Origin of the sequence: Salsuginibacillus kocurii DSM 18087 (genome assembly GCF_000377705.1) — a bacterium.
Classification (GTDB): Bacteria; Bacillota; Bacilli; order Bacillales; family Marinococcaceae; genus Salsuginibacillus; species Salsuginibacillus kocurii.
The window spans coordinates 159,845-186,352 of record NZ_KB898629.1; the positions used below are offsets into that span (position 1 = coordinate 159,845).

At 45.9% G+C, this 26,508-nt stretch carries 24 protein-coding genes; 15 read left to right on the forward strand and 9 right to left on the reverse strand.

What is annotated here, in order from left to right:
- Positions 1–52: 52 nt before the first annotated feature.
- The 6 genes from D469_RS0114230 (at position 53) to D469_RS0114255 (ending at position 7,558) form a co-directional block, all read left to right on the forward strand.
- Positions 53–568: a GNAT family N-acetyltransferase gene (locus D469_RS0114230; protein WP_018924074.1), complete on the forward strand. Its 516-nt coding sequence runs from the start codon at positions 53–55 to the stop codon at positions 566–568.
- Positions 565–1,368, forward strand: coding sequence for a class I SAM-dependent methyltransferase (locus D469_RS0114235; RefSeq protein WP_018924075.1), 804 nt, complete (start codon positions 565–567; stop codon positions 1,366–1,368). Before D469_RS0114230 ends, D469_RS0114235 begins: the two co-directional genes overlap by 4 nt.
- A gap of 154 nt (positions 1,369–1,522) precedes the next feature.
- A complete protein-coding gene (locus D469_RS0114240) occupies positions 1,523–2,257 on the forward strand; it encodes a futalosine hydrolase (RefSeq protein ID WP_018924076.1) in 735 nt (244 codons plus the stop codon).
- A complete protein-coding gene (locus tag D469_RS0114245; protein ID WP_018924077.1) occupies positions 2,254–3,081 on the forward strand; it encodes a 1,4-dihydroxy-6-naphtoate synthase in 828 nt (275 codons plus the stop codon). The genes D469_RS0114240 and D469_RS0114245 overlap by 4 nt, the downstream gene beginning before the upstream one ends.
- Positions 3,082–3,162: 81 nt before the next feature.
- Positions 3,163–6,426 (forward strand): DEAD/DEAH box helicase, encoded by a 3,264-nt coding sequence (locus D469_RS0114250; protein WP_018924078.1) that lies wholly within the window; start codon positions 3,163–3,165, stop codon positions 6,424–6,426.
- A 235-nt stretch (positions 6,427–6,661) separates the two neighbouring features.
- Positions 6,662–7,558 (forward strand): helix-turn-helix domain-containing protein, encoded by an 897-nt coding sequence (locus D469_RS0114255; RefSeq protein WP_018924079.1) that lies wholly within the window; start codon positions 6,662–6,664, stop codon positions 7,556–7,558.
- Positions 7,559–7,769: 211 nt separating this feature from the next.
- On the opposite strand, the gene D469_RS0114260 is transcribed toward D469_RS0114255, so the two are convergent.
- Genes D469_RS0114260 through D469_RS0114270 form a run of 3 tightly spaced genes read right to left on the reverse strand, consistent with a single transcriptional unit; the run spans position 7,770 to position 9,621 of the window.
- On the reverse strand, positions 7,770–8,459 hold the full coding sequence (locus D469_RS0114260; RefSeq protein WP_018924080.1) for an ABC transporter ATP-binding protein: 690 nt from the start codon (positions 8,457–8,459) through the stop codon (positions 7,770–7,772).
- The gene (locus D469_RS0114265; RefSeq protein ID WP_018924081.1) at positions 8,452–8,835 is read right to left on the reverse strand and encodes a GntR family transcriptional regulator; all 384 of its coding nucleotides are present in this window, start codon (positions 8,833–8,835) and stop codon (positions 8,452–8,454) included. Before D469_RS0114265 ends, D469_RS0114260 begins: the two co-directional genes overlap by 8 nt.
- 3 nt (positions 8,836–8,838) lie before the next feature.
- The gene (locus D469_RS0114270; protein WP_018924082.1) at positions 8,839–9,621 is read right to left on the reverse strand and encodes a hypothetical protein; all 783 of its coding nucleotides are present in this window, start codon (positions 9,619–9,621) and stop codon (positions 8,839–8,841) included.
- Between the two features lie 288 nt (positions 9,622–9,909).
- On the opposite strand from D469_RS0114270, the gene D469_RS0114275 reads away from it, so the two are divergent.
- Complete coding sequence (locus tag D469_RS0114275) at positions 9,910–10,461, forward strand: GNAT family N-acetyltransferase (RefSeq protein WP_018924083.1); 552 nt, start codon at positions 9,910–9,912, stop codon at positions 10,459–10,461.
- A 41-nt stretch (positions 10,462–10,502) separates the two neighbouring features.
- On the forward strand, positions 10,503–11,663 hold the full coding sequence (locus D469_RS20455; RefSeq protein ID WP_018924084.1) for a CapA family protein: 1,161 nt from the start codon (positions 10,503–10,505) through the stop codon (positions 11,661–11,663).
- 154 nt (positions 11,664–11,817) lie between these two features.
- Here the strand turns inward: D469_RS20455 and D469_RS0114285 are convergent, their stop codons facing one another.
- The 3 genes from D469_RS0114285 to egtB form a co-directional block, all read right to left on the reverse strand.
- A complete protein-coding gene (locus D469_RS0114285) occupies positions 11,818–12,258 on the reverse strand; it encodes an OsmC family protein (protein ID WP_018924085.1) in 441 nt (146 codons plus the stop codon).
- Positions 12,259–12,417: 159 nt separating this feature from the next.
- Positions 12,418–13,029 (reverse strand): flavodoxin family protein, encoded by a 612-nt coding sequence (locus tag D469_RS0114290; protein WP_018924086.1) that lies wholly within the window; start codon positions 13,027–13,029, stop codon positions 12,418–12,420.
- A gap of 249 nt (positions 13,030–13,278) precedes the next feature.
- Complete coding sequence (egtB, locus tag D469_RS0114295; protein ID WP_018924087.1) at positions 13,279–14,535, reverse strand: ergothioneine biosynthesis protein EgtB; 1,257 nt, start codon at positions 14,533–14,535, stop codon at positions 13,279–13,281.
- 374 nt (positions 14,536–14,909) lie between these two features.
- Here egtB and D469_RS0114300 point away from each other — a divergent pair, with 374 nt between their 5' ends.
- From D469_RS0114300 to D469_RS0114310, 3 genes are all read left to right on the forward strand, one after another.
- Complete coding sequence (locus tag D469_RS0114300; protein ID WP_018924088.1) at positions 14,910–15,359, forward strand: MarR family winged helix-turn-helix transcriptional regulator; 450 nt, start codon at positions 14,910–14,912, stop codon at positions 15,357–15,359.
- Positions 15,360–15,437: 78 nt separating this feature from the next.
- Positions 15,438–18,803: an efflux RND transporter permease subunit gene (locus D469_RS0114305; protein ID WP_018924089.1), complete on the forward strand. Its 3,366-nt coding sequence runs from the start codon at positions 15,438–15,440 to the stop codon at positions 18,801–18,803.
- 695 nt (positions 18,804–19,498) lie between these two features.
- Positions 19,499–20,851 (forward strand): alanine/glycine:cation symporter family protein, encoded by a 1,353-nt coding sequence (locus D469_RS0114310; RefSeq protein WP_018924091.1) that lies wholly within the window; start codon positions 19,499–19,501, stop codon positions 20,849–20,851.
- A gap of 56 nt (positions 20,852–20,907) precedes the next feature.
- Here the strand turns inward: D469_RS0114310 and D469_RS0114315 are convergent, their stop codons facing one another.
- The gene (locus tag D469_RS0114315; RefSeq protein ID WP_026286253.1) at positions 20,908–22,128 is read right to left on the reverse strand and encodes an MFS transporter; all 1,221 of its coding nucleotides are present in this window, start codon (positions 22,126–22,128) and stop codon (positions 20,908–20,910) included.
- A gap of 209 nt (positions 22,129–22,337) precedes the next feature.
- On the opposite strand from D469_RS0114315, the gene D469_RS0114320 reads away from it, so the two are divergent.
- From D469_RS0114320 to D469_RS0114330, 3 genes are all read left to right on the forward strand, one after another.
- On the forward strand, positions 22,338–22,631 hold the full coding sequence (locus tag D469_RS0114320; protein ID WP_018924094.1) for a hypothetical protein: 294 nt from the start codon (positions 22,338–22,340) through the stop codon (positions 22,629–22,631).
- A 62-nt stretch (positions 22,632–22,693) separates the two neighbouring features.
- Entirely contained in the window at positions 22,694–23,302 is a 609-nt protein-coding gene (locus tag D469_RS0114325; RefSeq protein WP_018924095.1) for a nucleotidyltransferase family protein, read from the forward strand.
- Between the two features lie 29 nt (positions 23,303–23,331).
- Entirely contained in the window at positions 23,332–23,883 is a 552-nt protein-coding gene (locus tag D469_RS0114330; protein ID WP_018924096.1) for a GNAT family N-acetyltransferase, read from the forward strand.
- A 520-nt stretch (positions 23,884–24,403) separates the two neighbouring features.
- On the opposite strand, the gene D469_RS0114335 is transcribed toward D469_RS0114330, so the two are convergent.
- The gene (locus tag D469_RS0114335; protein WP_018924097.1) at positions 24,404–24,859 is read right to left on the reverse strand and encodes an MnhB domain-containing protein; all 456 of its coding nucleotides are present in this window, start codon (positions 24,857–24,859) and stop codon (positions 24,404–24,406) included.
- Between the two features lie 242 nt (positions 24,860–25,101).
- On the opposite strand from D469_RS0114335, the gene D469_RS0114340 reads away from it, so the two are divergent.
- Positions 25,102–25,440: a hypothetical protein gene (locus D469_RS0114340; protein ID WP_018924098.1), complete on the forward strand. Its 339-nt coding sequence runs from the start codon at positions 25,102–25,104 to the stop codon at positions 25,438–25,440.
- A 48-nt stretch (positions 25,441–25,488) separates the two neighbouring features.
- On the opposite strand, the gene D469_RS20460 is transcribed toward D469_RS0114340, so the two are convergent.
- Complete coding sequence (locus D469_RS20460; protein WP_018924099.1) at positions 25,489–26,268, reverse strand: M50 family metallopeptidase; 780 nt, start codon at positions 26,266–26,268, stop codon at positions 25,489–25,491.
- Between the last annotated feature and the right edge of the window lie 240 nt (positions 26,269–26,508).

Sequence of the window (26,508 nt, forward strand, 5' to 3'; positions counted from 1 at the left end):
TTGTTTCGTCGATGGGTTATTAGACAACAACATAAAAAGGGGAGTGGTGGGTATGCATGTACGTATGGCTGGTCCGGGGGATGAGTCGGCATTAGCTGAGCTTTTAAATAAAATTGACAGCGAAAGTGAATATATGCTCTATGAGAAAGGTGAGCGAAATTTGACTGCCGCCCAAGCCGGACGGATGATTGAACATTTTTGCGAAGAAGAGAAGTTAACTATTTTTGTAGCTGAACAGGCAAAGCACTTGGTAGGCTATGGCTTGCTGCTTGGTGAAAAATTGAAGAAAAACGAACATCGCGCAGCCCTTGTCCTCGGGGTTAAACAAGCGGCTCAAGGCAAGGGGACGGGGATGGCTATTATGAAGGCTCTCGAAGACCAGGCTCTAAAAAATGGGGTGAAGCGCTTAGAATTAACGACCTTACAGAGCAACGCACCTGCCTTACATCTTTATAAGAAATGCGGGTTCAAAGAAGAAGGTGTACGTAAGGGCTCTTTATACGCACGAGGGCATTTTGAAGATGAACTCTATCTCGGCAAATGGCTTGAAGAAGAGGTGACTCGATGAAAAAAGCTGCTGTAAATTTTGGCAACGTCTCCAAAGCATATGCTAAAGGGCGCAATGATCTTCCAGCAGACGTTATTCCACGGTTAACACACCGTGGAACCAAGTTAAGAGGCAATACAGTCGTAGACCTGGGAGCTGGAAGCGGTGTGCTGAGCCGGGAGCTTTCTAAAAGTGGGGCGCGGGTTTACGGGGTAGAACCTTCGAAAGAAATGATAGAAGAGGCTGTGAGACTAGAAGAAGAAAGAAGCGGTCCAGTGAAGTATATTCAGGAATACGCAGAGGATACGAGGCTTCCGGGAAAAATGGCAGACACGGTAACCGTCTTGCGGGCCTGGCATTGGATGAACACAACAGCTGCAAGTAAAGAAGTAAAACGGCTATTAAAGCCAGGCGGGGAGTTCCTCGTGATGGATTCAGGCTTTAGTAAAAGAAGTCCACTACTGCAGGCAACGTTTCGAATAGTTGAATCACATATGACAAGTGGAAAAGCAGCACCGGCGGGGTCCAAAGCTTACTCCAAACAGTTTATTCATAGTTTTCCGGTGGAGTGGTTTGAAGAATGGAAGAATGCTAGCTTTGATTTGCAGGAAACGTTTAAATGGCCCTATGATGTAGCCTTTACAGCGGATACGTGGTGTGACCGAGTCGCGTCTTTATCGTGGTTGGCTGCGATGAACGAATCACAGCGGGAGGCGGCGTTGGCAGAATTAAAACAATATATGAACGAGACGTACGCCCTTGATACAGTGCATACCATAGCGCACAATTTTTACGTAGCCAGACTGCGAGTAGATGCGTAAAGGAAGGGACAAACAACTGGCAGATGAGCGCTACTGCTCAATTTGACTTTATGCAGTTTACCGGAGGGCTAACAGGTCTCAAGTTAAACGTGCGTATAAACCTTTGGCATGATACGATGAAAGGTAGATAACAACGCGGAAGGGAGAATGTGGTATGCTTCTGCCGGAAAATAATTTTGACAGTAGCCAAGAGCCGCTTCGCAGCCCTAAGCATATTGCTATATTAACTGCAGTCGATGTAGAAAAAGAAGCAGTTGAACGTGGAATCAGCCAATCTCAAGCACGGACGCCATTGGTGAGTGACGCACCTTCTATTGATGTGGCCGCAGTTGGTGTCGGTCCGATTGAAGCAGCGGCGCGGGCGTCCAGTTTTCTCGCTAAAACTCAAGGTACGTATGACCTCGTTATTAGCGCAGGAATTGGCGGTGGATTCAGGGGGCGAGCACCAGTTGGCTCGGTTGTGTTGGCGACAGAGATGGTAGCAGCTGATTTAGGGGTGGAAACGAATGGAGGATTCCAGCCGGCAAGTGAGCTAAACCTCGCGCAAACACGTATCCCTTGTGAAACGGCCCTGGCCTCAGCCTGGCGAAAACAACTTGTCGCTACCAATGTGGAAGCCGTACTGGCCCCGGTGTTAACGCTGGCGACGGTCACGGGTTCTAAAGCAACAGCTGACCGACTGGCAGCAAGAGAACCTGAAGCAGCTGCTGAAGCGATGGAAGGCTACGGTGTCGGCACCGCAGCAAATCACTATCACATCCCTGTCCTGGAAATCCGGGCGATTTCGAACACGGTTGGACCACGTGACCGTGAAAATTGGCAGATAAAAGAAGCATTAGAAGCACTTGAACAGGCGATACAAGCGTTACAGGAGGTTCTCACAACATGAAAATAGCTTATTCTCCTTGTCCAAATGACACATTCACTTTTTATGCGTGGGCGCACGGACGAATTGAAGCCCCGCTTCCTGAGGTGGTGTATGCAGACATTGATCAGACGAACCAATGGGCCGAACAAGGAACAGGGCCGGAAATGATGAAAATTTCGTATGGTGCGCTGCCGTGGGTGTTGGACCAATATCAGCTTCTTCCGTGCGGCGGCGCTCTCGGCCGTGGCTGCGGGCCGCTCGTCTTAACAAAAGACACATACACTGAACCTGTGCAGCTTAGTGGGAAGACGGTGGCAGTGCCATCTGAACGTTCGACTGCTTATTTACTGTTCCGATTGTGGGCTGAAGAGCATGTGCCGGGGGGGTTAGGGCACGTACTTGTCATGCCTTTTCATGAGATTATGCCAGCGGTGGCAGAAGGGACAATCGATGCCGGCCTCGTGATTCATGAAGCACGTTTTACATATCCCGAATACGGGTTGCATGAATTGCAAGATCTCGGTTCCTGGTGGGAAACAGCAACCGGACATCCGATCCCATTAGGCGCCATTGTGGCGAAGCGGTCACTCGACGCTGCACCGCTTGCCTCCTATATTCGCGCTTCACTTGAATACGCCTGGGCCTATCCCGACGAAACCAAGTCTTACGTGCGTGAGCATGCGCAGGAAATGAACGATGAAGTAGCGAAACAACATATTGACCTATATGTCAATGAATTTACCCGAGATCTGGGCGAAAGCGGCTACCAAGCCATCGAAGAGTTATTAGGGCGAGCGGCTGAAAAAGGCTTAGTTCCTTCGTTTAAAGAAACGTCCCTGTGGTGACCATAAGATAGCGATGATGGATAAACGCCCTGTCTGGACCCGAGACATTCAGCTTTGTGATATTAGTCAGGAGAGACATGTATGTTTCCACTTACAAGACAAGCAATACGAAACCTCGTACCGGAACGGATTTTTCAACGTGGCACTGGAATTGTTGAGATGGGCCAAGTAATGGACATAACAGTGATGGATGAAGGCAACCACTTTGTCGTCCAAGCTGATGTGATGGGCTCAACCATGTATGAAGTTGATATGGATGTCTATGCCAATGGCGAACTCGGCGACCGTTACTGTTCGTGCCCGGCTGCGCGTGATATGCCGGTCTGTAAGCATATGATCGCTGGATTGCTTAAGGCAACCACAAAAAAACCGAAAAAAAACGATGTGCCCACTACGTCTGCAAGTAAAGGAGACAGCAGTTGGCGGAAATCGTGGGAACACGAGCTTAAACGCATCGATGAACGCCTTACTCATAAATTAACGACGCAAATTGTCGATGCCTGGACGGAAGCTCCTGTAGAGGAAGAGGCGTTCGAAGGGGAAAGTGAATTAAACCTCCAGTTTAACCTCAAGTTTTCACCAGACCGTACGCTTCCTAAAGCAGCTTGTGCGCTGCGAATAAAAGCTGGAACGGAACGTCTTTATTTTGTAAAAGATGTTAAAGGATTTCTTGATGCGGTAGCTAACCGCGAGCCGTTTATGCTGACCACCCGTTTCACCTTTGACCCGGCCCAACATGTTGTGTCAGAAGACACTGCCAGGCAGCTTGCTTTTTTCAAACGATTGCAGGACCACAACGAGCAATTTGAATATAATCGCATGTATGGCCTTACGACACCGCAAGAACAAATCGATGTGGTGCCTCCCTTCGTAGATGAAACGTTTGCTGTCCTCAAGGAAGCCGAACAGGTTTATGTCGAAGACAGCTCTGAACTCGTGCCGCTTTCCTTTCATGAAGAAAGCTATCCAGATCCGTTTATTTTGTTTGAAAGCGACAATACGCTCTGGCTTAGCCAGCTTCACCCTGAGCTTGAGGTTGAAACGATTCCAGGCAGTGATTTGCTTCATACGGATGCAGCCGTCTACCAGTTAAACGATGAACTCAACCAGGCCGCGCGCCCGTTGCTTGATGCAATCAGTGCTTCTTATTCAAAACGACTGCCGCTGGACCGCAATCAGCTGGAAGTGCTGGCCGGAACGATTTTCCCGGTTCTTGATCGATATCATCTCCTGCTTACCGACGGCTCCTTAGAAGGCAAGCTCGTCACCGACCCGTGCGAACCGGTATTGCATTTAGCACGGGAAGAGGACACACTGCTTGCCGCGTTGCACTTCACCTATGGGCAGACTTCAATTGACCCTTTTTCCGAAGAACGGTCGGAAGGGGTTTATATAGCGCGCGACGTGAAGGCGGAACAGCGGGTGATGGGGTTGATGGAACAGGCAGCTTTCCGCTTTAACGGTACCCGGCTTGCGTTGTCGGGCGGTGAGAATCTGGGTCGCTTTTTTGGACGGATTCTGCCGAAGCTGGAAGAGCTCTGCCAGGTGACGATGACAACGGAAGCGCAGGATATGTACATTGAAGACGTGCCGGATTTCACGGTAGATTTTGCGATTGATGAGAGCGGGGGTTGGTTTGACGTACAGTTTCGTACCGACGACATTTCACCGGATGACCTGGATGATGTGTTAAAGGCCCTGGAGACAAAGCAAAGCTACCACCGCACGAAAAACGGACGCTTTCTTTCACTCGAAGGCGAAACGATGCAAAAAATCCGTGATGTCATGGAAGGAAGCGGCGTCTCCGCTGATGAGTTGATGGACGGCCGGGCCCTTCTTCCGAAATACCGCGCTTTAGAAGCAGATAACGCGGATGCGGCGGCGAATATGGTGCAGCGCTCAGCTCTTTACGACGAGCTCATTCGCGCCATCAAACAGCCGGAGACAGTAGATGCAGACGCACCTGAAAAGTTACAGGCCGACTTGCGTGACTATCAGCTCCGTGGTTTCCGCTGGTTCACATCACTCGCCCGTTACGGCTTCGGCGGCGTGTTGGCAGATGACATGGGACTCGGGAAAACCTTACAGGCCCTAACCTATATCCTTCATGCCCGTGAGGCTGACCCGGAAGCCCAGCCTTTTCTCGTCGTCGCACCATCCTCACTGGTTTACAATTGGGAAAAAGAAGCCCGGACCTTCACGCCTGCTTTGAACGTACAAGTCATCGACGGACCGAAGCACGTCCGGCGTGAGGCGCTCGAAGCTAGTAGAGAGACGGTTGATCTATATATCACCTCCTATCCGCTCTTGCGCCGCGATGTGGATTTATACGAAGGTTATGTGTTTCAAGGCGTGTTTTTAGACGAAGCACAGACGTTTAAAAACAATACGTCCCTTACGTTTAAAGCGATTCGCAGCTTGCGTGCGGCCCAGGCCTTTGCGCTGAGCGGCACGCCTGTCGAAAATCGGGTAGAAGAATTATGGTCATTATTTGCGGTTATTATGCCGGGCATCTTTCCAGAACGGAAGCAATTTAAACAGCTGCCGATGGAAAAAATACAGCGCAAAGCTGCCCCATTTATTTTGCGACGCACAAAAGGCGAAGTGCTGACTGAACTGCCAGAGAAGATTGAGCATGAACGCTATACAGAGTTAACGAAAGAACAGCGCAAGCTTTACCTTGCTTATTTAGAACAAGTGCAACAGGATACAGCAGCAAAAATGGAAACGGAAGGCTTTCAAAAAAGCCGGATGCACATTTTAAGCAACTTGACGAGGCTGCGCCAGCTCTGCTGCCATCCCGGCTTGTTTATTGAGGATTATCAGGGTGATTCCGGCAAGTTAGAAGAGCTGAAGGAAACGGTCGATACGGCACTTGAAAACGGCAGCAGGCTGCTTGTCTTTTCCCAGTTCACCGGCATGCTCGACTTGATTTCGCAAGCTTTTGATGAACGGGAGATTGATTACTTTTATTTGGATGGCAGCACGCCGGGAGCCGAACGGGTAGAGCGTACGACCCGCTTTAACGCCGGCGAGCGAGACGTATTTTTAATCTCGCTTAAAGCAGGCGGCACCGGTTTGAATTTAACCGGTGCGGATACGGTCGTCTTGTTTGACTTATGGTGGAATCCGGCTGTCGAAGCACAAGCAGCCGACCGCGCCCACCGCATTGGGCAAAAAAATGTCGTAAACGTAATGAAGTTGATTACGAAAGGTACGATCGAGGAAAAAATCCAATCGCTGCAGTATAAGAAAAAAGATATGTTCGACAAGTTAATCCAAAGCGGCGAGACCGATGTCGGCGCGATGAGCGAAGAAGATATACGCGAGATTTTAAATATATAAGTAGTGGAATTGGATAAGAGCAGGAAAAGCCTTGTCATTTTAGGCTCAGGGGAGTACCTGCACAACAAAGGAGCTGATCCAAGTGGATGGCTCCTTTAGCTTTTCAATGAAATGGCCGTCCGGTGGGCAGTTTATCATTTCCACTCTCCCTAGGTATACATAAAACGCGTGCAATTCTGCTTATAAAGATGTAAAATGTAGGATAAATGACTCATGCAAAAAGGAGGCGGGAAGGATGTTTATTCGCTCTCTCGGAGAAGAAATCACCATGCTTCGCAAACAACAGAAGATGACGCAAACCGAGCTCGCCTCTAACATCTGTTCACAACCGGCAATCAGCCAAATTGAAAAAGGAGAAGCGGTGCCGGCTTTAGATACTTTATATCATATTGCGTTAAAATTAAATGTGCCGATGGACCACTTCCTGCAGGTGCTTGAACATAGACGCCCGGAATATGTTGAAGAAACGATTCGAATGATTGAAGATGCCAACACGGCCCACGCATACGAAGATGTCTATGAAATAACCAAAAAAGAACTAAAGGCAGGCGCCATTGAAAGCTCGTGGATGCATGCGTATTTGCTGATGCATCAGACAATTACTAGCTATAAAACTGAGAAAATAGAAGCAGAAGAGGCCATTCAGAAGTTGAGGGCTCTTTTTGAGCAAACAACGGAGCTGGATATAAAAAAAGAAGGCTTAGATATGCGGATTTATAACGCGATTGGAGCGATTTATGGAGAACAAAATGAATTTGATCAAGCAGAGAGATACCACACATTAGCTTACGAAGCGTATGTTCCAAAAGAACCAGCTAACCGCTCCCTTTCCGTTTTTCATTTGCGTGTGCTCTATAATAAAGTCATGACCCTCTCGCGCCGGGCTAATTATGAAGCATCTTTGTATTGGGCGGAAGAAGGCATTAATCGCAGCCTGGCGATCGAAAATATAACCCTGCTCGGGCAGTTTTATTATTATTATGCCCAGTCTATGGAACGGCTTGGCGGCTATCGATTTGAATCAATCCAACAAGCGTATGAACGAGCGCTTTTTATATTCAAACTGCTTGATAAGAAAGTGTATATCGATTTGCTGCTTAAGCAAAAAGCCAAATATGTTGGTGAAACCTAAACTGTAGATCAGCAGAGTCAAAGTAGTAATAATGGTACATAAAGAAGCTGTATCCTTTGGGGAACAGCTTCTTCGTAATGATTATGTGATGCATGTTGAACATTGCATACCATTAGTAAGCGTGTTAGCACAGGGGTGCATAGGTAGCTGTCCAGCCATGTGCCTTTCATTTTTTCAGAGGTATATACTGCACCGTCACGTAGCATTTACCTTAATTGTATTGTTCGGTCATCCAGTCGATGATGCTCATTCCAGTTTCGAAACGCAAATCATCAACGTTGTGGTGCCCAATGATATCGCCCTCTTTCAAGGCAATGATCTCATCAAGGACGCTTTCTACTTCTTTAATTTCATGAGTAGTGATTAATACAAGTTGATTGTCCAAATCAATGAATGAAAGCATGCCTTTCACAATGGAATCACGGACCATGGGATCTAATCCGGAAAATGGCTCGTCGAGCAGGAGGACTGGGACTTCCCGGGCGAGAGTGAGTACCATTTTCAGGCGGCCGCGATTCCCTTTAGAAAGGTGTTTAATTTTTGATTTTGGTTCTAGGTTCATAAAGGAGCGGATGTCCGCAGCCTTTTTCGTATTAAAGTCAGTGAATTGACTGGCATAAAAGTCAATCATGTCCTGCACGGTGTAAAAAGGATAATATTCATCGAGCTCTGACAAGTAAGCAACTTCTGTGGCGATGCGGCGGTCCACCTCTTTTCCATTCACCGTAATGGTCCCAGCTGTCGGATGGTTTAACCCGGCAATGAGTTTTAAGGTGGTGGATTTACCACTCCCGTTTTCCCCGATCAATCCGTACATTTTTCCTGTCTCAAGAGTGAGAGAGACGTCCTTTAATGCTGGTCTGGAGAGAAAGGTTTTGCGTACATTTTGCAATTCAATCATCGTTTTCCTCCTTCGTACGATTTAGAAACGCCGCCAAACTTGTTTGAATTTCCTGGTCTTGAAGCCCTAATTCATGCATAACACGTACAAATTCTTCGATTTCTTCACGTTTTAAATTTTCTTTCAGCTCTGTAAACATATGAACATCCTCTCTAACAAATGTTCCCTGGCCACGTCTGCTTTCGGCGACGCCCATTGCTTCGAGTTCACGATAGGTTCGCTGCACAGTGTTGGGATTAACGTTGGATTCAATTGCCATTTCACGAACCGACGGCAGTTTATCCCCAAGTTTTAAATCACCACGTACGATTTGGCGGTTGATTCGGTCTGCTAGTTGCAAATAAATGGGGCGGGTGGATGCAAAGGACTCAGTCATGAACTACACCTCAACTTTTCGGTCAATGATCCAGGCGGTTAAAAAGAATAAAAGGATCGTCAGGATAAATTGATAGACATAATGACCAGCGTAAATGGTAAAAGCTTCGGCCCCTGCACTTAAATTTCCCAATGTAATATTTAGAGACAGTAAGAGATTCTCTACATTGATCGCACCCCAGTGGGTAAGGGCCACGTAAACGCCCGTGGTAGAAAACCAGCTGTACAGTGCAAAAGCAGCCATGGCGAAAATCACGGTAAGAACTACGCTTAAAAACGTAGGAGCTGCTCGTTTCACCCAGAGAAACAGGCTCCAAAAGACTAACAGCCATACACAAAAATGAAGAGCAATTAAGAGAAGGTGGATAAAGATAAATAGATATGTTGCCCCCCAGTCAAACCAGCTGCGAAACTCAATAATCTCTGGCGTCAGAATGACTCCTATCAAGACAGGAATGCTGATTAAAACGGTCGTAATGATTTGATACAGGACCCCACTTGAGATTTTAGAAAGTAAAAGTGCGCTGCCGGGCAATGGATGGTGCAGCCATAAATGCAGTCGTTTTGTTTCACGTGCTAAGCTGACCAACAAGTAATAAGACATGTAGAAAATGGTCGATAGCATAGCCAGTACACCGAAAATAAGCAATCCTTCAGCGAAAAAATCTCCGCGGGCACTCTGATAGACGGTTAATATTAAGGTAATGAACATAGCAGAAAGTGCGATAAGAAAAGGAAGCCAACCGAGCCTCAATTCCTTCTTGGTCAATGCAAGCCATGTAGCCACGATGAATCCCTCCGTTTTGTTTTGTATCAGTGTTATAGTTAAATAGTACACTGGTTCAATGTGAATAGCAAGTAGTTTAACATTTATTTTTTTAGGACAGGGAAGTGACTAACGCTGACAAACAAAACCGAGAAGTGTGCTCGTTTATCGGCGTAACTGCCTATGTTAAAGCAGGGACCAAACAGAATATCATCGTATTTGCGGAAATAGTGGCCAAAACCTTCCATTCTACTCCTTTTTATGTAAAAATAAATATGTTTTAAACGAGAATAGCAGAGGAGAGGGAGTATGTTTGACATAAAAGTATCAGATGATCTGACGTTAAAACGAATTGAAAAAGAGGATGCCTCTGACTTATTTTCGGTGATCGACAACGCTCGCAATGAATTGCGCACCTTTTTACCATGGGTTGATGGTACGGAAGAACAAGCAGATACAGAAGTATTTATCGAACAAGCGTTAGACGGTTACGAAAAGCAAACTAGCTTAACAGCTGTGCTTGTCTCTCACGGCCAGAAGATTGGCTTAGTTAGTTTTAATCTCATCGACCAGGCAAATAAATCAGTACATATTGGTTATTGGCTTTCACCTATTTATCAGGGCAAAGGATTAATGACTCAAGCAGTGAAAGCAATGATTGATTATGCCTTTGCTGAGCTGGATACGCGCCGCATTGATATACGGGCAGCTACAGAAAATGTGAAAAGTAGAGCGATTCCAGAAAGGCTTACCTTTGTTCATGAAGGCCGGCTGCGAGAAGCGGAACAAGTAAACGGGCAATTTTTTGACCAGGAAGTATATAGTATGCTCGTAAGCGAATGGACCAAGCAGAATCAGTAACGTTCAATTATTTTAAGAGTAAAGGGTAGAGAGGGAATAACATGAAACGGACAGGAATTCTTCTCCTTCTGTTAATGAGTTGGTTAACAGCTTGTAATGAGGGAGAAAAGGAAGCCGGAAAAGCAGAGCAAAAAGAAACTGCTGCAAAAACGTGGGAGACAGAGGAAGAGATTTATGAGGAACGTGAACAAGAGGAGGCCGCTCAGCCTCCAATGGAAACAGAACAGGCTGTGGATGAAGCAGCAAGTACAGAAGAAGATCAAGCTTCGACCGAATTAGTTTTTGTCGGTGACGTCATGTTTGAGTGGTCGCTTGAGGAGACCATAGCCGCACATGGCTCTTACTATCCGTTTAAACACGTGAGCAAAGCGATTCATGAGGCCGACTATGCGGTTGCCAACCTGGAGACGGCTGTCACCACTGCGACAGATCCATACGACAAGCAATATACATTTAAAACAGACCCTGAGAATGTAAAAGGAATCGCAGAAGCTGGTTTTGATCTTGTCTCGCTTGCTAACAACCATACGATGGACTACAGAGAGAAAGGCTTGGTTGATACGATTGAAGCACTCGAGCAATCACCGCTTGCTCATACGGGTGCAGGACGTAATAAAGAAGAAGCGTATACGCCTCACCGTGTAGACATAGATGGGGAAACGATAAAAATTCTTGCTTTTTCACGCGTGTTACCGACTATGAATTGGTACGCAGGTGAAGAAAAGCCGGGCATCGCGAGCGGTTATCAGGAAGAGCGGGTCCAAGACATTATTCAAAAGCATGAGCAAAAGGCCGATTATCTCTTTGTGTATATGCACTGGGGCACTGAAGGGGAGCCGTGGCCTGAACCTTATCAGCGTACGTATGCTCAAGCGATGGCAGAAGCAGGAGCAGATGCAATTATCGGAGCTCATCCTCATGTGTTGCAAGGATTTGAGTTTTTTGATGAGGTGCCTGTAGCTTATTCGATTGGCAATTTCCTTTTCCCTGATTATGTGAGCGGGCCGAATGCAGAAACGGGACTGCTTCGTTTTAAGTTGGAAGAAGGGGACGTCTCCATGGGTTTTGAACCATATTATATTGATGATGATGTCATCATAGATCAAGGGAGTGACTACCAGCACAAGATTTGGCAGCGGCTGGCGGACCATTCCTATAACGTAATGATTGATGAAAATGGAAATATAATGCCTTTAGAGTAGTAGAAAGCCAAAGCCGAGAGCCTTTCAGTGCAAAGGACTCGGCTTTTTTTTGCGCAGCTATTTGGATTGGAGTTCTTTTTAACGTGTTGGCCGCTCCAACTGCCTCACTTTCATGGCGGAAGCTGGTAGAGCGTCCGAAAGTATCGTATATGGCTCATGCTTTCGTCCAATTGGTTTTTAACTCCACCCCCGCTGCTTCCAATGTCGTATAAACCGGGCAGCGGGCATCCACTTTTTCACGAAGCTCGTCAATCCGTGCTTGCGACTCACTCGTGTTCACTTCAGCATCAATATAAACCGTGTGAAAGTATGGTTGAACGCCTTCTTGTCCTAAAAGACCGCGTGAATCGAGCTCACCTTTTACTGTAAAACCAATCGATTTCAAATCAAAATCGATTTCTTTTGCGACCATATTTGCGATAACATTTTCACACCCAGCTAGCGAGGATAAAAAGGTGGATAGCGGGTCGAGTCCTTCATCTTTTCCACCCATATCCTCTGGTTCGGAGATGACAATGGTATGCCCATTTGCGTGCAGCTCAGTCTTCATCTGCTCGGCACTTCCCTCGACCTCAAAGCTCCAGTTAAAGCTCATAAACATCCTCCTTATTTTTAAAGCTTTGTTAAACGACATGGAGATTTATCTCTTCACTTTTGGCGGACGCTTTCATCACTGACACAAGTGAAATACAAGCTCCGTGTGGCAAGACTGACCGGCAGTTTCGCCGCTGATTTCATTAAAAGAGGATAAACGTTATTCTGCGTTTCCTTTTGTCGGGATAGGCAGCTCTTTTAACATTCGGGCAAAATGAATTAAATTATAAGCCATCATTTTCGTATTTTTTTGCGTGAATTCATTTTCTTTGCCAGCTTCCATGTAAGAGGGACCGGGGCCGGCCTCTCCCACCCAGTATGCATCTGCATTCGGAGGGATGGTATAACCGATGTTGTGAAGGCTGTACAGAAGCGATTTTGAAGCGTCTTTAGCGCCGTCTTCGTTGCCAGTGATAATGGCGCCGGCTACTTTGTTATAGTAGATCGCTTGTCCTTTATGATTCGTTTCGCCACTGGAGGCATATAAGCGTTCTTTCACCAACGTAGAAAGACTGCTCTTTTCTCCCAGCCAAACAGGAGAGCCGATGATTAAGATCTCAGCTGCAAATACTTTCTCCCTAATCTGCGGCCATTCATCGCCCCCTCCCATGTCACGGGAAATGCCGGGTTCAATGTGGTAATCGGCAATTCGAATTTCTTCTGTTTCGACATGCTCTTGTTGCAGCCAATACCGTACCTTATCTAACAACGCACTTGTGTTTGATTCGTCACTGCTTGCTTTTAGTGAGCAATTTAAGAATAGAGCTTTCATTTCGATTGCTCCTTTCTATGGCAGGAGTTAACTGACATTTACATATGCAAAAATTAAACGAGAGGGAAAAGGATTCCCTATATTTGAGGTCGTTTACTTTGGAGAAGTCGGCTAGCCGCTTTGAGTATTGTTCGGAATGGTCTCGTCTTACCTTCTTTTTCCACATGACGAAGGCGAGATCGACCAGGTCTTCACTTCATGAACGACCGAATTTATTACCGGTAACTCAGCCTTCTCAAATCCCCAGTCTTACACTCGGCCGTCTTTTGCCAAGCGAATCCCGCTAAACTGCCAACGTTTATCCGGGTGAAAGAAATTCCGGTACGTCGGGCGAATATGTCCTTGGGGTGTGGCGGTCGAACCACCGCGTAGGACCATCTGGTTGCTCATGAATTTTGCGTTATATTCCCCTAATGCCCCGTCTGGTCTGGCGCTTTCTGGATAAGGGCTGTAAGGACTACGAGTCCATTCCCACACGGTACCAAAAACTGTGTTGTGCTGAGCCCTGGATTCATCATAAAGGTACGTCTCTAAAAAGTTTCCTTCGATGTTTTCTGTCTTAAAGGCGTGTTCCCACTCTTGTTCACTAGGTAAACGGCAGCCTGCCCAACGAGCAAAAGCATCTGCTTCATAATAACTTACATGGCTTACTGGTTGCGTTTTATCAAGCGGCTGCGCTCCGGCAAGCGTGAAGTGATACCACGTTCCGTCTTCTTTCCACCAATAAAGCGGAGCATGCCATTCTTCCTCCTGCACTGTACTCCATCCTTCTGATAACCAGTAATCCGGGGTGGTATAGCCGCCATCTTCAATAAATGCGATATATTCTCCATTCGTTACCGGCCGATTAGCAATTTGAAACGGGTAGAGATAGTGCTTGTGTTCAGGCTGCTCGTTATCAAACGATCCGCTGGCATCGTTCGTACCTACCAGCGTAAGCCCTTCTTCAAACGCTTTCCATTCTACTGGCTGGTGGAAGGTTATGCCTTCAGTCTCTGCCCGTCCTTCTTTATAAACAGGCAAAAGTGGATTCACTGAAAAATTGTATTTCATATCCGTAAGCAGCAGTTCTTGATGCTGTTGTTCATGCCAAATCCCAAGACGAATGAAAAAGGTTAGCTGCTCGTCAACCTGGCCGCTCTCGTTTAATAGCTCGAGTACTTGTTCTTCTACCTTATTGCGGTAATCAAAGATTTGTTGAACGGTTGGGCGTGAAATCAGACCGCGCTGTGATTTTGGAAAAGGTTTGCTTAACGTTTCGTAATAGGAGTTAAACAATTTGCGCGTATCTTCAAATACATAATTGTAGTTTTCTTTATATTGTTTAAGTATAAAGTCTTCATAAAACCAAGTCGTATGAGCTAGATGCCATTTAGGCGGACTAACATCAGTCATAGCTTGAATGCCGAAATCTTCAACTTCTAGTGGCTCAACAATTCGGCGGGTTAAATCACGTGAATACGTAAAGTCTTTAACTAAGGAAATATTTTGTTCAACGGTAGACATAAAAAGCTCCTTTCCGGTGAAAAGAAAAATCTGTTCAGAGAGACTAGCAACGAACTGAACACCGAAGCATAATTTTCTATCCGATTACCTGAATCCCTTTTGATTAAACGTGAAATTGGGGGAAGGGAGTAGAATCCATTCCTACCTGAGCAGTAAGTGAAACATGATCCTTAGCGCGAACGTATATCATCAACCTGGCTATTAAGAGCGGTCTTCAAAAAACATTCACACAAAATCGGGTTTAAATAAAGACAATGAATGATTAATCTGTTAGTGTTTAAACTGTTAATTTTCTTAACTATTCAATTGTTAATTAGTTAAATGTTTGAAAAGTTATGGTTTCTTAATGGTTAAAAAGAAAAGAGGAGATATGCATGCATGAACATCAGCAAGCTTTTAATGAAATTACTGAATCGCTAACTCGTATTAACCGTCGTCTGTTAAAGAAAATGCCAATAAGTGAGATCAGCTTAACAAAGCGGCAAGAAGCGATCTTAATGTTCATTTTTTATAGTGAAAATGTAACGATGTCAGGTATAGCTGAATACTTCGATATTTCCAAAAGTGCCGTCAGCCAAGCCTTAAACAAGCTGGAAGAACAAGATATAATCGTTCGAACTATTAATAAAGATAATCGCAGGGAAATGGACCTGAGTGTTGGAAAGAAAGGAGAAAAAATAAAAGAAGAATTTAAGCAAGCGGAAGATATGATTGTTGAAAAATATTTAACCAAATTAAATATTGAAGACTTGCATCAGATAAGAGACTTATTCGACTCTTTTGAAAATATCATTATTGAGGAAGAAAAAAAGGAGGATGAGTAAGCACGGAGAGGAGTGTTTTTGAACATAGCATGTCTTTTGAATACATGGTTATAACAAGAGAAAGAGAGGAACATACGCATGAAATTATCTAGTTTTTCTATAAATCGGCCTAAGTTCACGATTGTTATTATGCTTGTCTTGCTTATATTAGGCCTGGTGTCTCTTACACGACTTCCTTTGCAGTTGTTTCCGGACGTAGAAGCACCGGTGGCAGCAGTGGCTACAAGTTATGAAGGAGCAGGCCCGGAAGAAGTAGTAAATGATGTAACAGAAGTACTAGAAGAAGATTTATCTACTATTTCTGGTTTGAATGATATGACCTCACAGTCTAGTGAAGGGTCTTCAATCGTTATATTAGAGTTTGATTGGGATACTTCAATTAGTGATGTCGAGACAGAAATCGTCTCCACGATCACACAATCAGACCTGCCAGAGGACGCAGGACAACCTTCTTTTATAGAATTTGATCCTTCCATGTTTCCAAGTATGCAAATCGCTGTTTCGTCTGACGGGGATGACGTGATCGACTTTCAAGATGACGTATTTGATATGCAACGGGAACTTTCACGTATAGACGGGGTGGCCGACCTTAGTGAATCTGGCTCTATGACTGAACTCTATGAAGTCGAATTAAACCAAGAAGAAGTAAACGATGCGGGCGTTTCTCAAGAAGATATTGTCGAAACGATCCAAAGCCATGATATCGCCGTCCCCGGAGGTGTTATTCAAGACGGGGAGCGCAACATTTCCACTCGCGTTCTGAGTGAACTCACCTCTCAAGAGGACATCGAAGAACTCGTAGTAGGACAGGACCCTGAGACAGGGGAGCAAACGACAATCGCTGATGTTGCTACTGTCTCTTTCACCGTAGAAGATGAAGATGTGATTACGAGAGTCAATCAGGAAGCAGCGATTCAACTAGATCTTATGCAAGAGTCAGATGCGAACACGACCCAAGTGACGCAAGACTTTGAAGAAGAACTAGCAGAGCTTCAAGAAGATGAACCTTATGATGACCTCTCTGTCGTGACACTCTATAGCGAAGGCGAATACATTCAAGACGCAATTGACAGTGTCATGCTAGCCCTCGTTGGCGGGGGAGTTCTTGCGATGCTGGTGCTCTTTTTCTTCCTTAGAAACGTAAAGACGCCGCTCATTATTGGGATTGCGATACCATTTTCCATCATTGTAACATTTGCGCTCTTTTTCTTCACCGATGTAACACTTAACATGATGACCCTTGGTGGTCTTGCTCTTGGTATCGGCATGTTGGTCGATAACTCAATTGTCGTTATTGAAAATATTTACCGGCATTTATCAATGCGCAAACCAGCCAAACAAGCAGCCTTTGAAGGCACAAAAGAAGTGGCCTCAGCCATTACGGCTTCGACTCTTACAACCGTGTCAGTCTTCTTGCCGATCGTATTTGTGACGGGACTTGTCGGTGATTTGTTTGCGCCACTCGCTATAGCTGTTTCCTTTAGTTTATTTGCATCGTTGTTTGTTGCACTGACCGTCGTGCCAATGATTGCAAGTCGAATTTTAACAGCACCTGAAGAAAACATCGAAGAAAAACGCCGCAATTCTCGTTTTATTAAAATCGTGGAAAGCGGTGTGAAATGGGCGCTCGGACGCCGTGTTGTGGTGATTCTTTTAACCCTTCTTCTATTAGGAGGCGGAGCAGCTGGTCTAACGACAGCAGGTGTTGAATTTATTCCGGATTCAGATGAAGGGACCTTTATCGTTGAAGTAGAGCATGATCACGGTACGAGTCTCGACGTTACGCAAGAAACAGTTGAAGAGATCGAAGACGAACTTGACGATCATTCAGAAGTGGAACATTATTTAAGTACCGTCGGCTCAAGTGCAATGGAAGGCGGCATCAGTGATGAAAGCCATATCGCTGAAATTATGGTAAATATGGTGCCGGGCTCTGATCGCGATGTGACTACGACCGAATTCACGGAAACGATCGAGAGCGACATTGAAAATATTGATGATAATGCTGAAATTAATGTTAGTGTCATGGCACAAGCCGGGATGGGAGAACCGAATACATTTGCTTTTTCAATAAATGATCCAAACCGTGACCGTCTGCAAGAAACGACAGATGATCTTGTTGAAGAATTAGAAGATGAATCTGTCATTCGCAATGTAGACACGAGTGTGGAAGATACCGCACCAGAATTGCAGGTGCTAGTTGATGAAGAAGCTGCGCAAGATGAAGGCCTAGTGCCCGCTCAAATTGCTCAAACTGTTAATGAAAAAACGTCGGGGCAAGTCGCGACGACGATCCAGACAAATGATAATAGTCTTTACCAGGTTAATGTCGCCTTCGACGACGAACTGACCGAAAGCGTAGAAAACTACGAGTCCATTACGATTGAAAACCAAGCAGGGGAACATATCCCGCTTTCAGACGTGGCAGAAATTGAAGAAGGTGAAGGACCGGCAACCATTGACCGAGCTGATATGATCCCTTCGATCGACTTTGATGTCGTCTATACTAGCTCTTCCAATTTAGGTGAAGTCTCAGCCCTCGTTGATGACATCGTCGAAGACTATGAACTCGACGACGAAGCTGAGTATGTAGTAGGCGGAGACCGAGAGCTATTAGATGACGCTATGGAAAATATGGCATTGGCCTTTGGATTAGGGTTAATCTTTATTTACCTCGTCATGGCAGCCCAATTTGAATCGTTTAAATACCCATTTGTGATCATGTTCTCTGTGCCGCTCTTTGTAATCGGTGTGATGCTGGCTCTTACGTTAACGCAGACGCCAATAAGTGTGATTGCCTTAATCGGGGTGATCGTGCTCGCAGGAATCGTCGTAAATAACGCGATCGTGCTAGTAGATTACACCAACCAGAAAAAAGAGCAAGGCATGCGTTCCTATGATGCAATGGTTGAAGCAGTGAAAGACCGGGCACGCCCTATTTTAATTACTGCGCTAACAACCATTCTTGGGGTAACACCACTTGCCCTTGCTATCGGGGAAGGAACTGAGATCCAACAGCCAATGGGAATCGTTGTTATTGGCGGCTTAATCAGCAGTACGTTCTTAACCTTGTTCGTCATCCCGGTGATTTACAGTCTGTTTGACCGCGAAACACGCAATATGAACAAAAAATATATGACTCCGGATGGGGAAGTCATCTATGCAAGAGACTTACCTCAGAACTCCCGCCTCAAAGAAGGAAGGGAAGACGAAGTCATCATAGAACCAACCGAAGAATTCACAGAACAAGAGCTTGCCTTGGAAAAAGAAAAGCAGGCGCAGCGAAACGAAGACTCTGCTTCTGACAAAACGCAAGCAGATGAACAGACAACAAAAGAAACGAAGGAGGACCTCTCAACAGAAGAAATCGTAGATCTCTTAGAAGAAGTTGTCCGTCGCAGTAGAAAAAGCAAAAAATCAGATCAAGAACGTGAAGAAGAGTAACTAAACGAAGTGCCCCGCGGCCGATTGCTAGCCGCGGGGCACGTTTTTACTCGGGCGCTTATTAGAGAATGATTCGTAAATCTGCTGGCGCTTCTGAGCACAGCGCCTCCGCTTTTCTCTGTCTAGCTGCGGGCGTTAGCGGCTTGCAATCGCTTCTGGACCGGTCTGCGGCGGCGACAGCCTCCTCGCCGGTTAAGAAGCGTGCTGCGCCGCTACCCAAACGCCCTCCGCTTTTCTGTCCAGCTTCAAGCGACAGGGGCTCGAGGTCAAAAGTCGCGCCCTTTCAAAACCATAAAGCGGTTTTGGCAGCGCTCGCCTTTTGCTTGACGCCCCTGACCGCCGCTTTCCGCTTTTCTGTCTAGCTGCGCGGGCTAACGACTTGAGATCTCTTTCTCCCACCCTGCGGCGGCGACAGCCTCCTCGGTGGGAGAGAAGAGCTCTGCGTCGTTATCCAAGCCCGCTCCGCTTTTCTCTGTCCAGCTGCGGCGCTTAGATGCTCGAGGTTTTTTCTAGTCCTGACTCCGCGCAGCAGGCTGCGCTGCGCAGTTCTAGAAAAACTTGTCGCATCTGAGCCAAGCGCCTCCGCTTTTCTCACTTTTTTATGAAAATAAATAGACAGGTATCATTTAATTTGTTAGAATTTTCTCATTCCCGGTTCAATAAATTTACATATATGAACAAGAGAGGGTGGTCAAATGGAAGCAGTTGAAGGGATTATTGACACGATAAGCGGCTTTGTCTGGGGACTTCCGCTTATTATTTTGCTTGTAGGTACTGGTCTTTATTTAACGATTCGGCTTTTATTCTTTTCTTTTCAACAATTGCCTTATGCATTAAAGCTTGTTTTTACGAAACGGGATGCGACGGAAAAAGGAGACATCAGCCATTTTCAGGCTCTTATGACGGCCTTGGCTGCTACGGTCGGTACTGGTAACATTGCCGGGGTCGCGTCTGCCGTGGCGGTTGGTGGCCCGGGTGCTGTATTTTGGATGTGGATTACCGCGTTTGTCGGGATGGCCACGAAATACAGCGAGGCGATTCTCGGGGTAAAGTATCGTTCGGAAGACGCAAAGGGTGAAATGGCCGGCGGACCAATGTATTATATTGAAAAAGGATTGGGATGGAAGTGGTTGGCTGTCATCTTCGCTCTCTTTGCTTCAGTGGCTGCATTTGGAATAGGGAACATGGTGCAGTCCAATGAAGCTGCCGGGGTTGCAAGCTTAAACTTCGGTATTCCGCCCTGGGCAACAGGGCTTACCTTAAGTGTTTTAACCGGGCTTGTGATTATCGGCGGGATTCGGAGCATCGGAAAAGTAGTGGGAGCGATCGTTCCAGCTATGGTTGTCCTCTATGTAGTGGCAGGTATTGCGATTGTGCTCATTAATTTCCCACTCGTTCCGGAGGCGTTCGCGTACATTTTCACTGATGCCTTCACTGGCCAGGCTGTTGCCGGCGGGGCAGTTGGTGCTGTGATTCAACAAGGTGTGGCCCGCGGGATTTTCTCGAACGAAGCCGGTCTTGGTACAGGGGGTATTGCGGCAGCGGCTGCAAAGACCGATGTTCCTGCGCGCCAGGCGCTTGTATCTATGACCCAGGTATTTATCGATACGATTATTGTATGTACGATCACGGGTCTCGCGCTTGTGATGGGGCAGATGTATCTTGAAGACCATGAAAGTGCCTCCCAGCTGACGTCGATGGCGTTTGAAAATTATTTGCCGGGCGTGGGCGGGTATATCGTCGCGATCGCACTTCTATTCTTCGTATTCTCGACGATTCTCGGCTGGTCTTACTTCGGTGAAAAATGTTTCACCTACTTGTTTGGTTCAAGATTCTCCATGCTGTACCGGATTGTATTCGTGGTTGCGCTCTTTGTCGGTTCTGTCGTTACGCTTGATATCGTTTGGGGCTTTGCCGACGTCATGAACGGACTTATGGCCTTCCCGAACTTGATTGCACTCTTACTTCTATCTGGGGTGGTAGTACGAGAGACGAACAAATTCAAGAAATTGCGACAGCAAGAAAAAAGCCCGTATCACAACGACTAAGCTATCCGGATTGGTATAGAAGGGTAGTTTGGCGACAGTTCAGTGTAAGAGAACCTTCACGCAGCTTGCGTGAAGGTTTTTGCTTTCAAAAAAAGCCAAACGCTACAGAGAAAACCAAGTAAAGCAGCTGCTGTCAAAACGGTCGAAATCGTCCATCCCAGTCCAACTAAGACAGAAACGAGGGCAAACGCAACGGGCGCAAACCCTTCTGAAGAGATTGTAACGATACTCATAACGCGACCGAGACGGTCTTTAGGCGTGTTTTCTTGAATGATGGTAAGTGTCGGTAAATAGACAAGCATACAGCCAAAACCAGTGATAGCAGCGAGGACAATTAACCCGGCCAAGGTGTCCAGGAGGCTGAATACGAAAAAGGCGATCATTGAGGCGACGAGCGTCAAGAGTACGATCCGCCCCCGGTTTTTCTTGCCAGCAATTAAATAAACGACAAAGCTTGCGAGAAAGGTTCCGATAGACAGTCCGACTTCGAGCAGGCTGAGGTCAAGCGCGGTACCGTCTTGGGCGTCGACGATAAGCGGAAAACTGACAAGCATTGGTCCGATCACAAATAAGTTAACGAGGATGATGGCAAGAGTGCCGGACGTAATGATTTTCGAGTTGCGCACATAGCGGAGGCCCAGGGTGATGTCTGTTTTTACGCTGGTCGCTTCGGTCGTTTCGTTTGCTTTTTGGTCCCCGATAAAGGCCGGGTAGACAAAAACGGTGGAAAGAGCGACTAGGGCAGCGGCTGCGCCGAAGGTTATTGTAAAGGTAGAAACGGTAAGTAGAAGGCCGGCAATAAGCGGTCCGAGTAAAAACATCAGCTCTGTCATGCCATGAAAGAGTGAATTTGCGCGCTGGAGGTTGTGTTCGCCAACCAGCACGGGGATGAGAGCCATAACCGCTGGGTAAAAGAACGCATCAAAAACACCGAATAAAAACGTAAGTAGTAAGAGTGGCAGCATATTGAGCTCTCCTATCGCTACAAGGTAGGCAAGTGTAGCAATAAGAAGTGTTTGGAGCAGGTTTGTCGTAAACATGATAAGAGACTTTTTGGCACGGTCAGCTATAACCCCGCCCACGATCATCATAATTACGCGGGGCACGGTAATTACCGTTAGCACGACGCCCACAAAAGCAGGCTCTTGGAGTACTTCGATTATGTACCAGGAAGTTGTCAAAAAAAGCATGGAAAAACCGAGCACGGCAAATATGCCGGCACACCAAACCAATAGGAAGGGGCGGTTTGACCAGAGGCTGGGGCTAGTTACCGTCATTGTTATCGAAATCCTTTATTTATAGTAAAGTTCTTCAACTTCCTCCTTGCCGTGGGAAGTGCGCAGCTTCCGGATAAGAAAGGTGAAATCTTAGCCAGTGTAATAAAAAGAATGAGGACTGTAAACCGCTGTGCTTAGAGTTACATACTGTTGGGAGTGAAGCCGATGTGGTACGATTTGGTTAATATGGAGAGAGATGAGGTGTTTGCATGCGCTTTGTAGCAGTGCTTATTGTTTCGACACGGGTGCTTGCCGCGATTGCTATTGCAATTGGTGGTTCCGGCTTACTCTTGTCACTCGCAGCAGGAGAAGTTACGCTGCTTCCAGTTTTATTGTGGATTGGTGGGGCAGTGTTCATTGCTGTTTTTGGTGAGTTGTTGCGAATCTTGGATGGAATCGCGAGAAAATGGGAAATTTCCACGACTGAATGGAGAAAACGAACAGTAGAATTGGACAGGGCAGAAGAGGAAAAAATGTCTCCTAATACTGGTTCAGAGCAGTAAGCTTTTACCCGCGAAAGCTTTTAATAAAATGCAGAAACTGTTCAATGAAGGGGGAGAAGAAGATGAGGCTGCAGGGGCGAGAAGAGCAATTCATTGAGATTATAAAAAATAGTCCGATTATACCCAAAGTTATGAATACGTTACGTTTGGAAAAGGAAACGTATTACATTGGCGCAGGGGCTCTGGTGCAAACCGTATGGAATGATGTAACCGAGCGTCCCCTAACTTATGGCTTGCAAGATATCGATGTCGTTTACTTTAATGCAGCTGAACATAGCCATACGAACGAACAAGCTTTGGAAGAGAAGCTTACTGCGAATGAAAGTGAAACTCCAATTGCGATCGATGTGAAAAATCAGGCGCTTGTTCACCATTGGTATAAAGAGAAATTCGGATTTCCCATCGCACCTTACACCTCTCTGCAAGCAGCGGTCGCCACGTGGCCGACCACAGCTACAGCTGTCATTATGCGAAAGCAAGCAAACGGAAGCTATGAAGTAGATGCTCCCTTTGGCTTGGAAGACTTGTTTCAAATGGTAGTACGACCCAATAAACGACTGATAACAAAAGAAATCTATGAACATAAAGTTGCCAAATGGCGTAGTTATTGGCCAGAGCTTACGGTGGTGGAGTGGGAAAAGACGGAACATGATATAAAGCGGGAAAAGTAATTAAAGAAAAGGAGGTCTCTCCCGCCCCTGTGCAAGCAAGTGATCTGTCTGTAGTAGAAGCAAAGGATGTGTTAGCAGTGAAAATACGACTATTAACGCCGCGCGATGCAAAAAAATATATCCAATTACGGCTCGAATCCTTGCAAAAAGACCCGACTGCATTTGCGATGACGTATGAGGATGAAATAGGTAAAGAAAATTTGACAGGGCAAATGAAAAAGAAATTATCCAATCCCCATGCGTTAACTTTTGGAGCTTTTAAAAAGAGAGAGTTGGTAGGGGTGGTAACGTTACATAGAGAATCTGCCAGTAAACTTCGCCACAAGGCCCATGTATTAGCCATGTATGTAAGTCCTGAACACCGGAAAGAAGGGGTGGGCTTTGCCTTATTAAGCCGATTAATAGAAGTGGCTCATACCTTGCAGCTAGAACAGCTCCAGCTCTCAGTCGTAGCCACAAATGATTCTGCCAAAGCTCTGTATGAAACGCACGGTTTTGAAGTGATGGGGATTGAACGGAGAGCGTTAAAGAAAGAAGACGAATACTGGGATGAAGCACATATGGTGAAGTTTTTAACGTAACTCGTGCTTTTACGTTAATTTATTTACCTGAATCAATTTCATCTTGCAACAAAAGTAGTGAACATTCAAATCAAGAATGTGGCCTTCCCTTCAGACGGACGCTTTCCCGAGGGCTTGTCTTCAGCTAACTTGTTCGATGTAACCATGCGAACAAGTGGACCTTCAGACTGCGCGTTACCCTCTGGGAGTCGCTGTCTTACGTTTCAGCCACTTTTTTATTCCGTATAGTAAGTAAAAAATAAATAAATACCATTCGTTTTATTGCTCATAAAACGCCATTAGGAAATTGATTCACCTACGAGGCGGGGTGGTCTTCTCTTCTGGCTCTGAGGGAGGACTATAATAGCGTAGAACGCTACGAAAGTGAATATGAAGCCGCTGCTAACGCCGTGGGCACAGCTAGTAGGCTACGAAGCGAAATGTTCTCGCTCGTTCAAGAGAACTAGCGCAACACGCTTTTGTCTATCCTATAAAAAAGCCAGAGTCAGTTGGTTGAACTGATTCTGGCTTTTCTTCTCTTTTATTGGGGACTTTCTTCTGCGGCATTTTCAAATTGAGCTTCCGTTAATTCAGCCACAATTAACATGATGACACATGTAATGGTTAACGTCAGGCCATATTCAAAAATGAGCTGAGACGATAAATGAATTTCTCCTAAAAGCGGCAGGGCTGGATAAGCATGGTAGTTGGTGAACAGAGGGTCACCAAGGAACAAGTTTACAATCCCTGGGCTGAGTCCAACTACAAGACCTAATCCGGATAAATAATCAAAGCGCACCTTGCTGAAAATCCATTTAAACGTCGAAAATCCGAAGAAAAAGGCTATGCCAAGAAAGCCAAGCGCCGCCATTAAAGCAGCCGGGAACTCGCCTCCGGAATCATTGTGTCCTGCAAAAAGTAAGTAAACGGCGAAAATCAGCACAATTGGCGAAATAATGCGGCCAACTGTTTTAATCATTAGATCATTTGTTTTCATATCCTATGTCTCCTCGTTCTAAAATCCTTATAAACAAAGCCAAATAAAAAACATTGTACCCCGTATTATAGCAAATGCCTCGAAGATGTTCCAAGCGATATTCATCATTTAGCATACCATAAAAAGCAGCAGCTATGAGAAGATTTTTTCATTTGTCACATACATAGCTCTAGCATGTTAAACTAGGATTGAGCCTGAACGAAACCGTATGACTTACTAACCAAAAAGAGGGGTGATGCACAATGGCTAACGCCAGCAAAGGGCTTGCCTTCGGACTTATACTCACCATACTACTAGCTATTATCGCGATCATCCTTGAAAGCTCAGCCTTTTTCGTATTAACAAGCGCAGGCTTAGGAGCACTTGCTCTTATTCCGCTTGCCATCGCCATCTTTAAAACACCGGAAATGCCTAAACCTACCATATATGGAACGAGCCGCCCTGGTGAATTCACGACCGTCCCCCGGGAAGAAAAAGACTCGCCTCTAAAAACACAGCAGTTCCAGCGCGCTTTCCTCTTCGTGTGGAGCGCCATTGTATTGTTCATCGCATTTTTTGCAGCCGGCCTTTACTTCATGTAAATAAGAAAAGCGTAGAGCGTCGTGCTTGCTGAGCCTATCATTCGTTCGTTATCCATCCCCCCAATTTCTAAGCTGGTCAACCATCCAGGCAACTTCTACGCCAAAGAAGAGAGCTGTTCCAATCAAAAAGAAGAAGCTAGCCTGGATAAAAAAGAAACTTCCCCACAAAACAGCCGGCACCCGCGTGTATTCCGCTAAAATGGTCGCATCTCCAGCCCGTTGCTTACGTTTCACACTTAAACTAAAGATCACCCAGGCACTTACCCAGGCTTGAATGAGCAGGATCAAACTTAATACAGTAAGTGTAAGTTCAAAGTAAAAGGGATTTGCGTATACATAAAAGACAAGCAACAGGCCAATGACAGACAAAACCCAGAGCCAGCCAATTAAATTCCGTACCCAAAGAAACAAATTAGCAAGTAAAAGTAAGGCTAGAACAGCGGCTGCATGGGCGCTGAATCCCGCAGACAGAGCATATATGAACAAAACACTCAACAACGAAGCAAAGGGGTAACCAGCGAGCGCTGTCAGCACTTGACCGACCCAGCTCGTATGACTCGTTTGCGCCACTCCTTCAGTATTACTGAAAAGGGAAATGGAACGGACTCGGCCACCGGTAAGCCGGGCCATTGTCGCATGCCCAGTTTCATGAATGAGCGTGTGAAAAAGCGATACGTACGGCCCAAGCCCTGGTATGTAAGATAAACTGGCGACTACTGCAAATAAGAACACGAGCGCCAACATTGGAATATCGGTAAGGATAGGGATGGTATGTAGTTGCAGCGTCGACAGATTTAGCAGTTGAGAGATGGAGCCCTCCATCATCATCTTCATCCTCCTCATGATAGCTATCCTTTTTAATTGTAGCAAGAAAACGAAGAAGTAGTCGAAGTAAAAAAAGAACGATAGTTGGACCGTTCTTCATGTTCATGCAATTCTGCTTTATTAGCAGGGAAGCGTTAATACTAGCGCCGGGAAAATCTTCGCTGGTTCGTAATGCTACTCTTTGAGCACGCGTTTGATTTCGTAACATAAAGGTAACCGGAAATAATAAAATGCTGGCGGACT

Excerpts from the sequence above, each read along its gene's own strand:
- D469_RS0114230 (WP_018924074.1), top strand. The coding sequence starts at position 53 with ATGCATGTACGTATGGCTGGTCCGGGGGATGAGTCGGCATTAGCTGAG.
- D469_RS0114235 (WP_018924075.1), top strand. The coding sequence starts at position 565 with ATGAAAAAAGCTGCTGTAAATTTTGGCAACGTCTCCAAAGCATATGCT.
- D469_RS0114240 (WP_018924076.1), top strand. The coding sequence starts at position 1,523 with ATGCTTCTGCCGGAAAATAATTTTGACAGTAGCCAAGAGCCGCTTCGC.
- D469_RS0114245 (WP_018924077.1), top strand. The coding sequence starts at position 2,254 with ATGAAAATAGCTTATTCTCCTTGTCCAAATGACACATTCACTTTTTAT.
- D469_RS0114250 (WP_018924078.1), top strand. The coding sequence starts at position 3,163 with ATGTTTCCACTTACAAGACAAGCAATACGAAACCTCGTACCGGAACGG.
- D469_RS0114255 (WP_018924079.1), top strand. The coding sequence starts at position 6,662 with ATGTTTATTCGCTCTCTCGGAGAAGAAATCACCATGCTTCGCAAACAA.
- D469_RS0114260 (WP_018924080.1), bottom strand. The coding sequence starts at position 8,459 with ATGATTGAATTGCAAAATGTACGCAAAACCTTTCTCTCCAGACCAGCA.
- D469_RS0114265 (WP_018924081.1), bottom strand. The coding sequence starts at position 8,835 with ATGACTGAGTCCTTTGCATCCACCCGCCCCATTTATTTGCAACTAGCA.
- D469_RS0114275 (WP_018924083.1), top strand. The coding sequence starts at position 9,910 with ATGTTTGACATAAAAGTATCAGATGATCTGACGTTAAAACGAATTGAA.
- D469_RS20455 (WP_018924084.1), top strand. The coding sequence starts at position 10,503 with ATGAAACGGACAGGAATTCTTCTCCTTCTGTTAATGAGTTGGTTAACA.
- D469_RS0114285 (WP_018924085.1), bottom strand. The coding sequence starts at position 12,258 with ATGAGCTTTAACTGGAGCTTTGAGGTCGAGGGAAGTGCCGAGCAGATG.
- D469_RS0114290 (WP_018924086.1), bottom strand. The coding sequence starts at position 13,029 with ATGAAAGCTCTATTCTTAAATTGCTCACTAAAAGCAAGCAGTGACGAA.
- egtB (WP_018924087.1), bottom strand. The coding sequence starts at position 14,535 with ATGTCTACCGTTGAACAAAATATTTCCTTAGTTAAAGACTTTACGTAT.
- D469_RS0114300 (WP_018924088.1), top strand. The coding sequence starts at position 14,910 with ATGCATGAACATCAGCAAGCTTTTAATGAAATTACTGAATCGCTAACT.
- D469_RS0114305 (WP_018924089.1), top strand. The coding sequence starts at position 15,438 with ATGAAATTATCTAGTTTTTCTATAAATCGGCCTAAGTTCACGATTGTT.
- D469_RS0114310 (WP_018924091.1), top strand. The coding sequence starts at position 19,499 with ATGGAAGCAGTTGAAGGGATTATTGACACGATAAGCGGCTTTGTCTGG.
- D469_RS0114315 (WP_026286253.1), bottom strand. The coding sequence starts at position 22,128 with ATGACGGTAACTAGCCCCAGCCTCTGGTCAAACCGCCCCTTCCTATTG.
- D469_RS0114320 (WP_018924094.1), top strand. The coding sequence starts at position 22,338 with ATGCGCTTTGTAGCAGTGCTTATTGTTTCGACACGGGTGCTTGCCGCG.
- D469_RS0114325 (WP_018924095.1), top strand. The coding sequence starts at position 22,694 with ATGAGGCTGCAGGGGCGAGAAGAGCAATTCATTGAGATTATAAAAAAT.
- D469_RS0114335 (WP_018924097.1), bottom strand. The coding sequence starts at position 24,859 with ATGAAAACAAATGATCTAATGATTAAAACAGTTGGCCGCATTATTTCG.
- D469_RS0114340 (WP_018924098.1), top strand. The coding sequence starts at position 25,102 with ATGGCTAACGCCAGCAAAGGGCTTGCCTTCGGACTTATACTCACCATA.
- D469_RS20460 (WP_018924099.1), bottom strand. The coding sequence starts at position 26,268 with ATGATGATGGAGGGCTCCATCTCTCAACTGCTAAATCTGTCGACGCTG.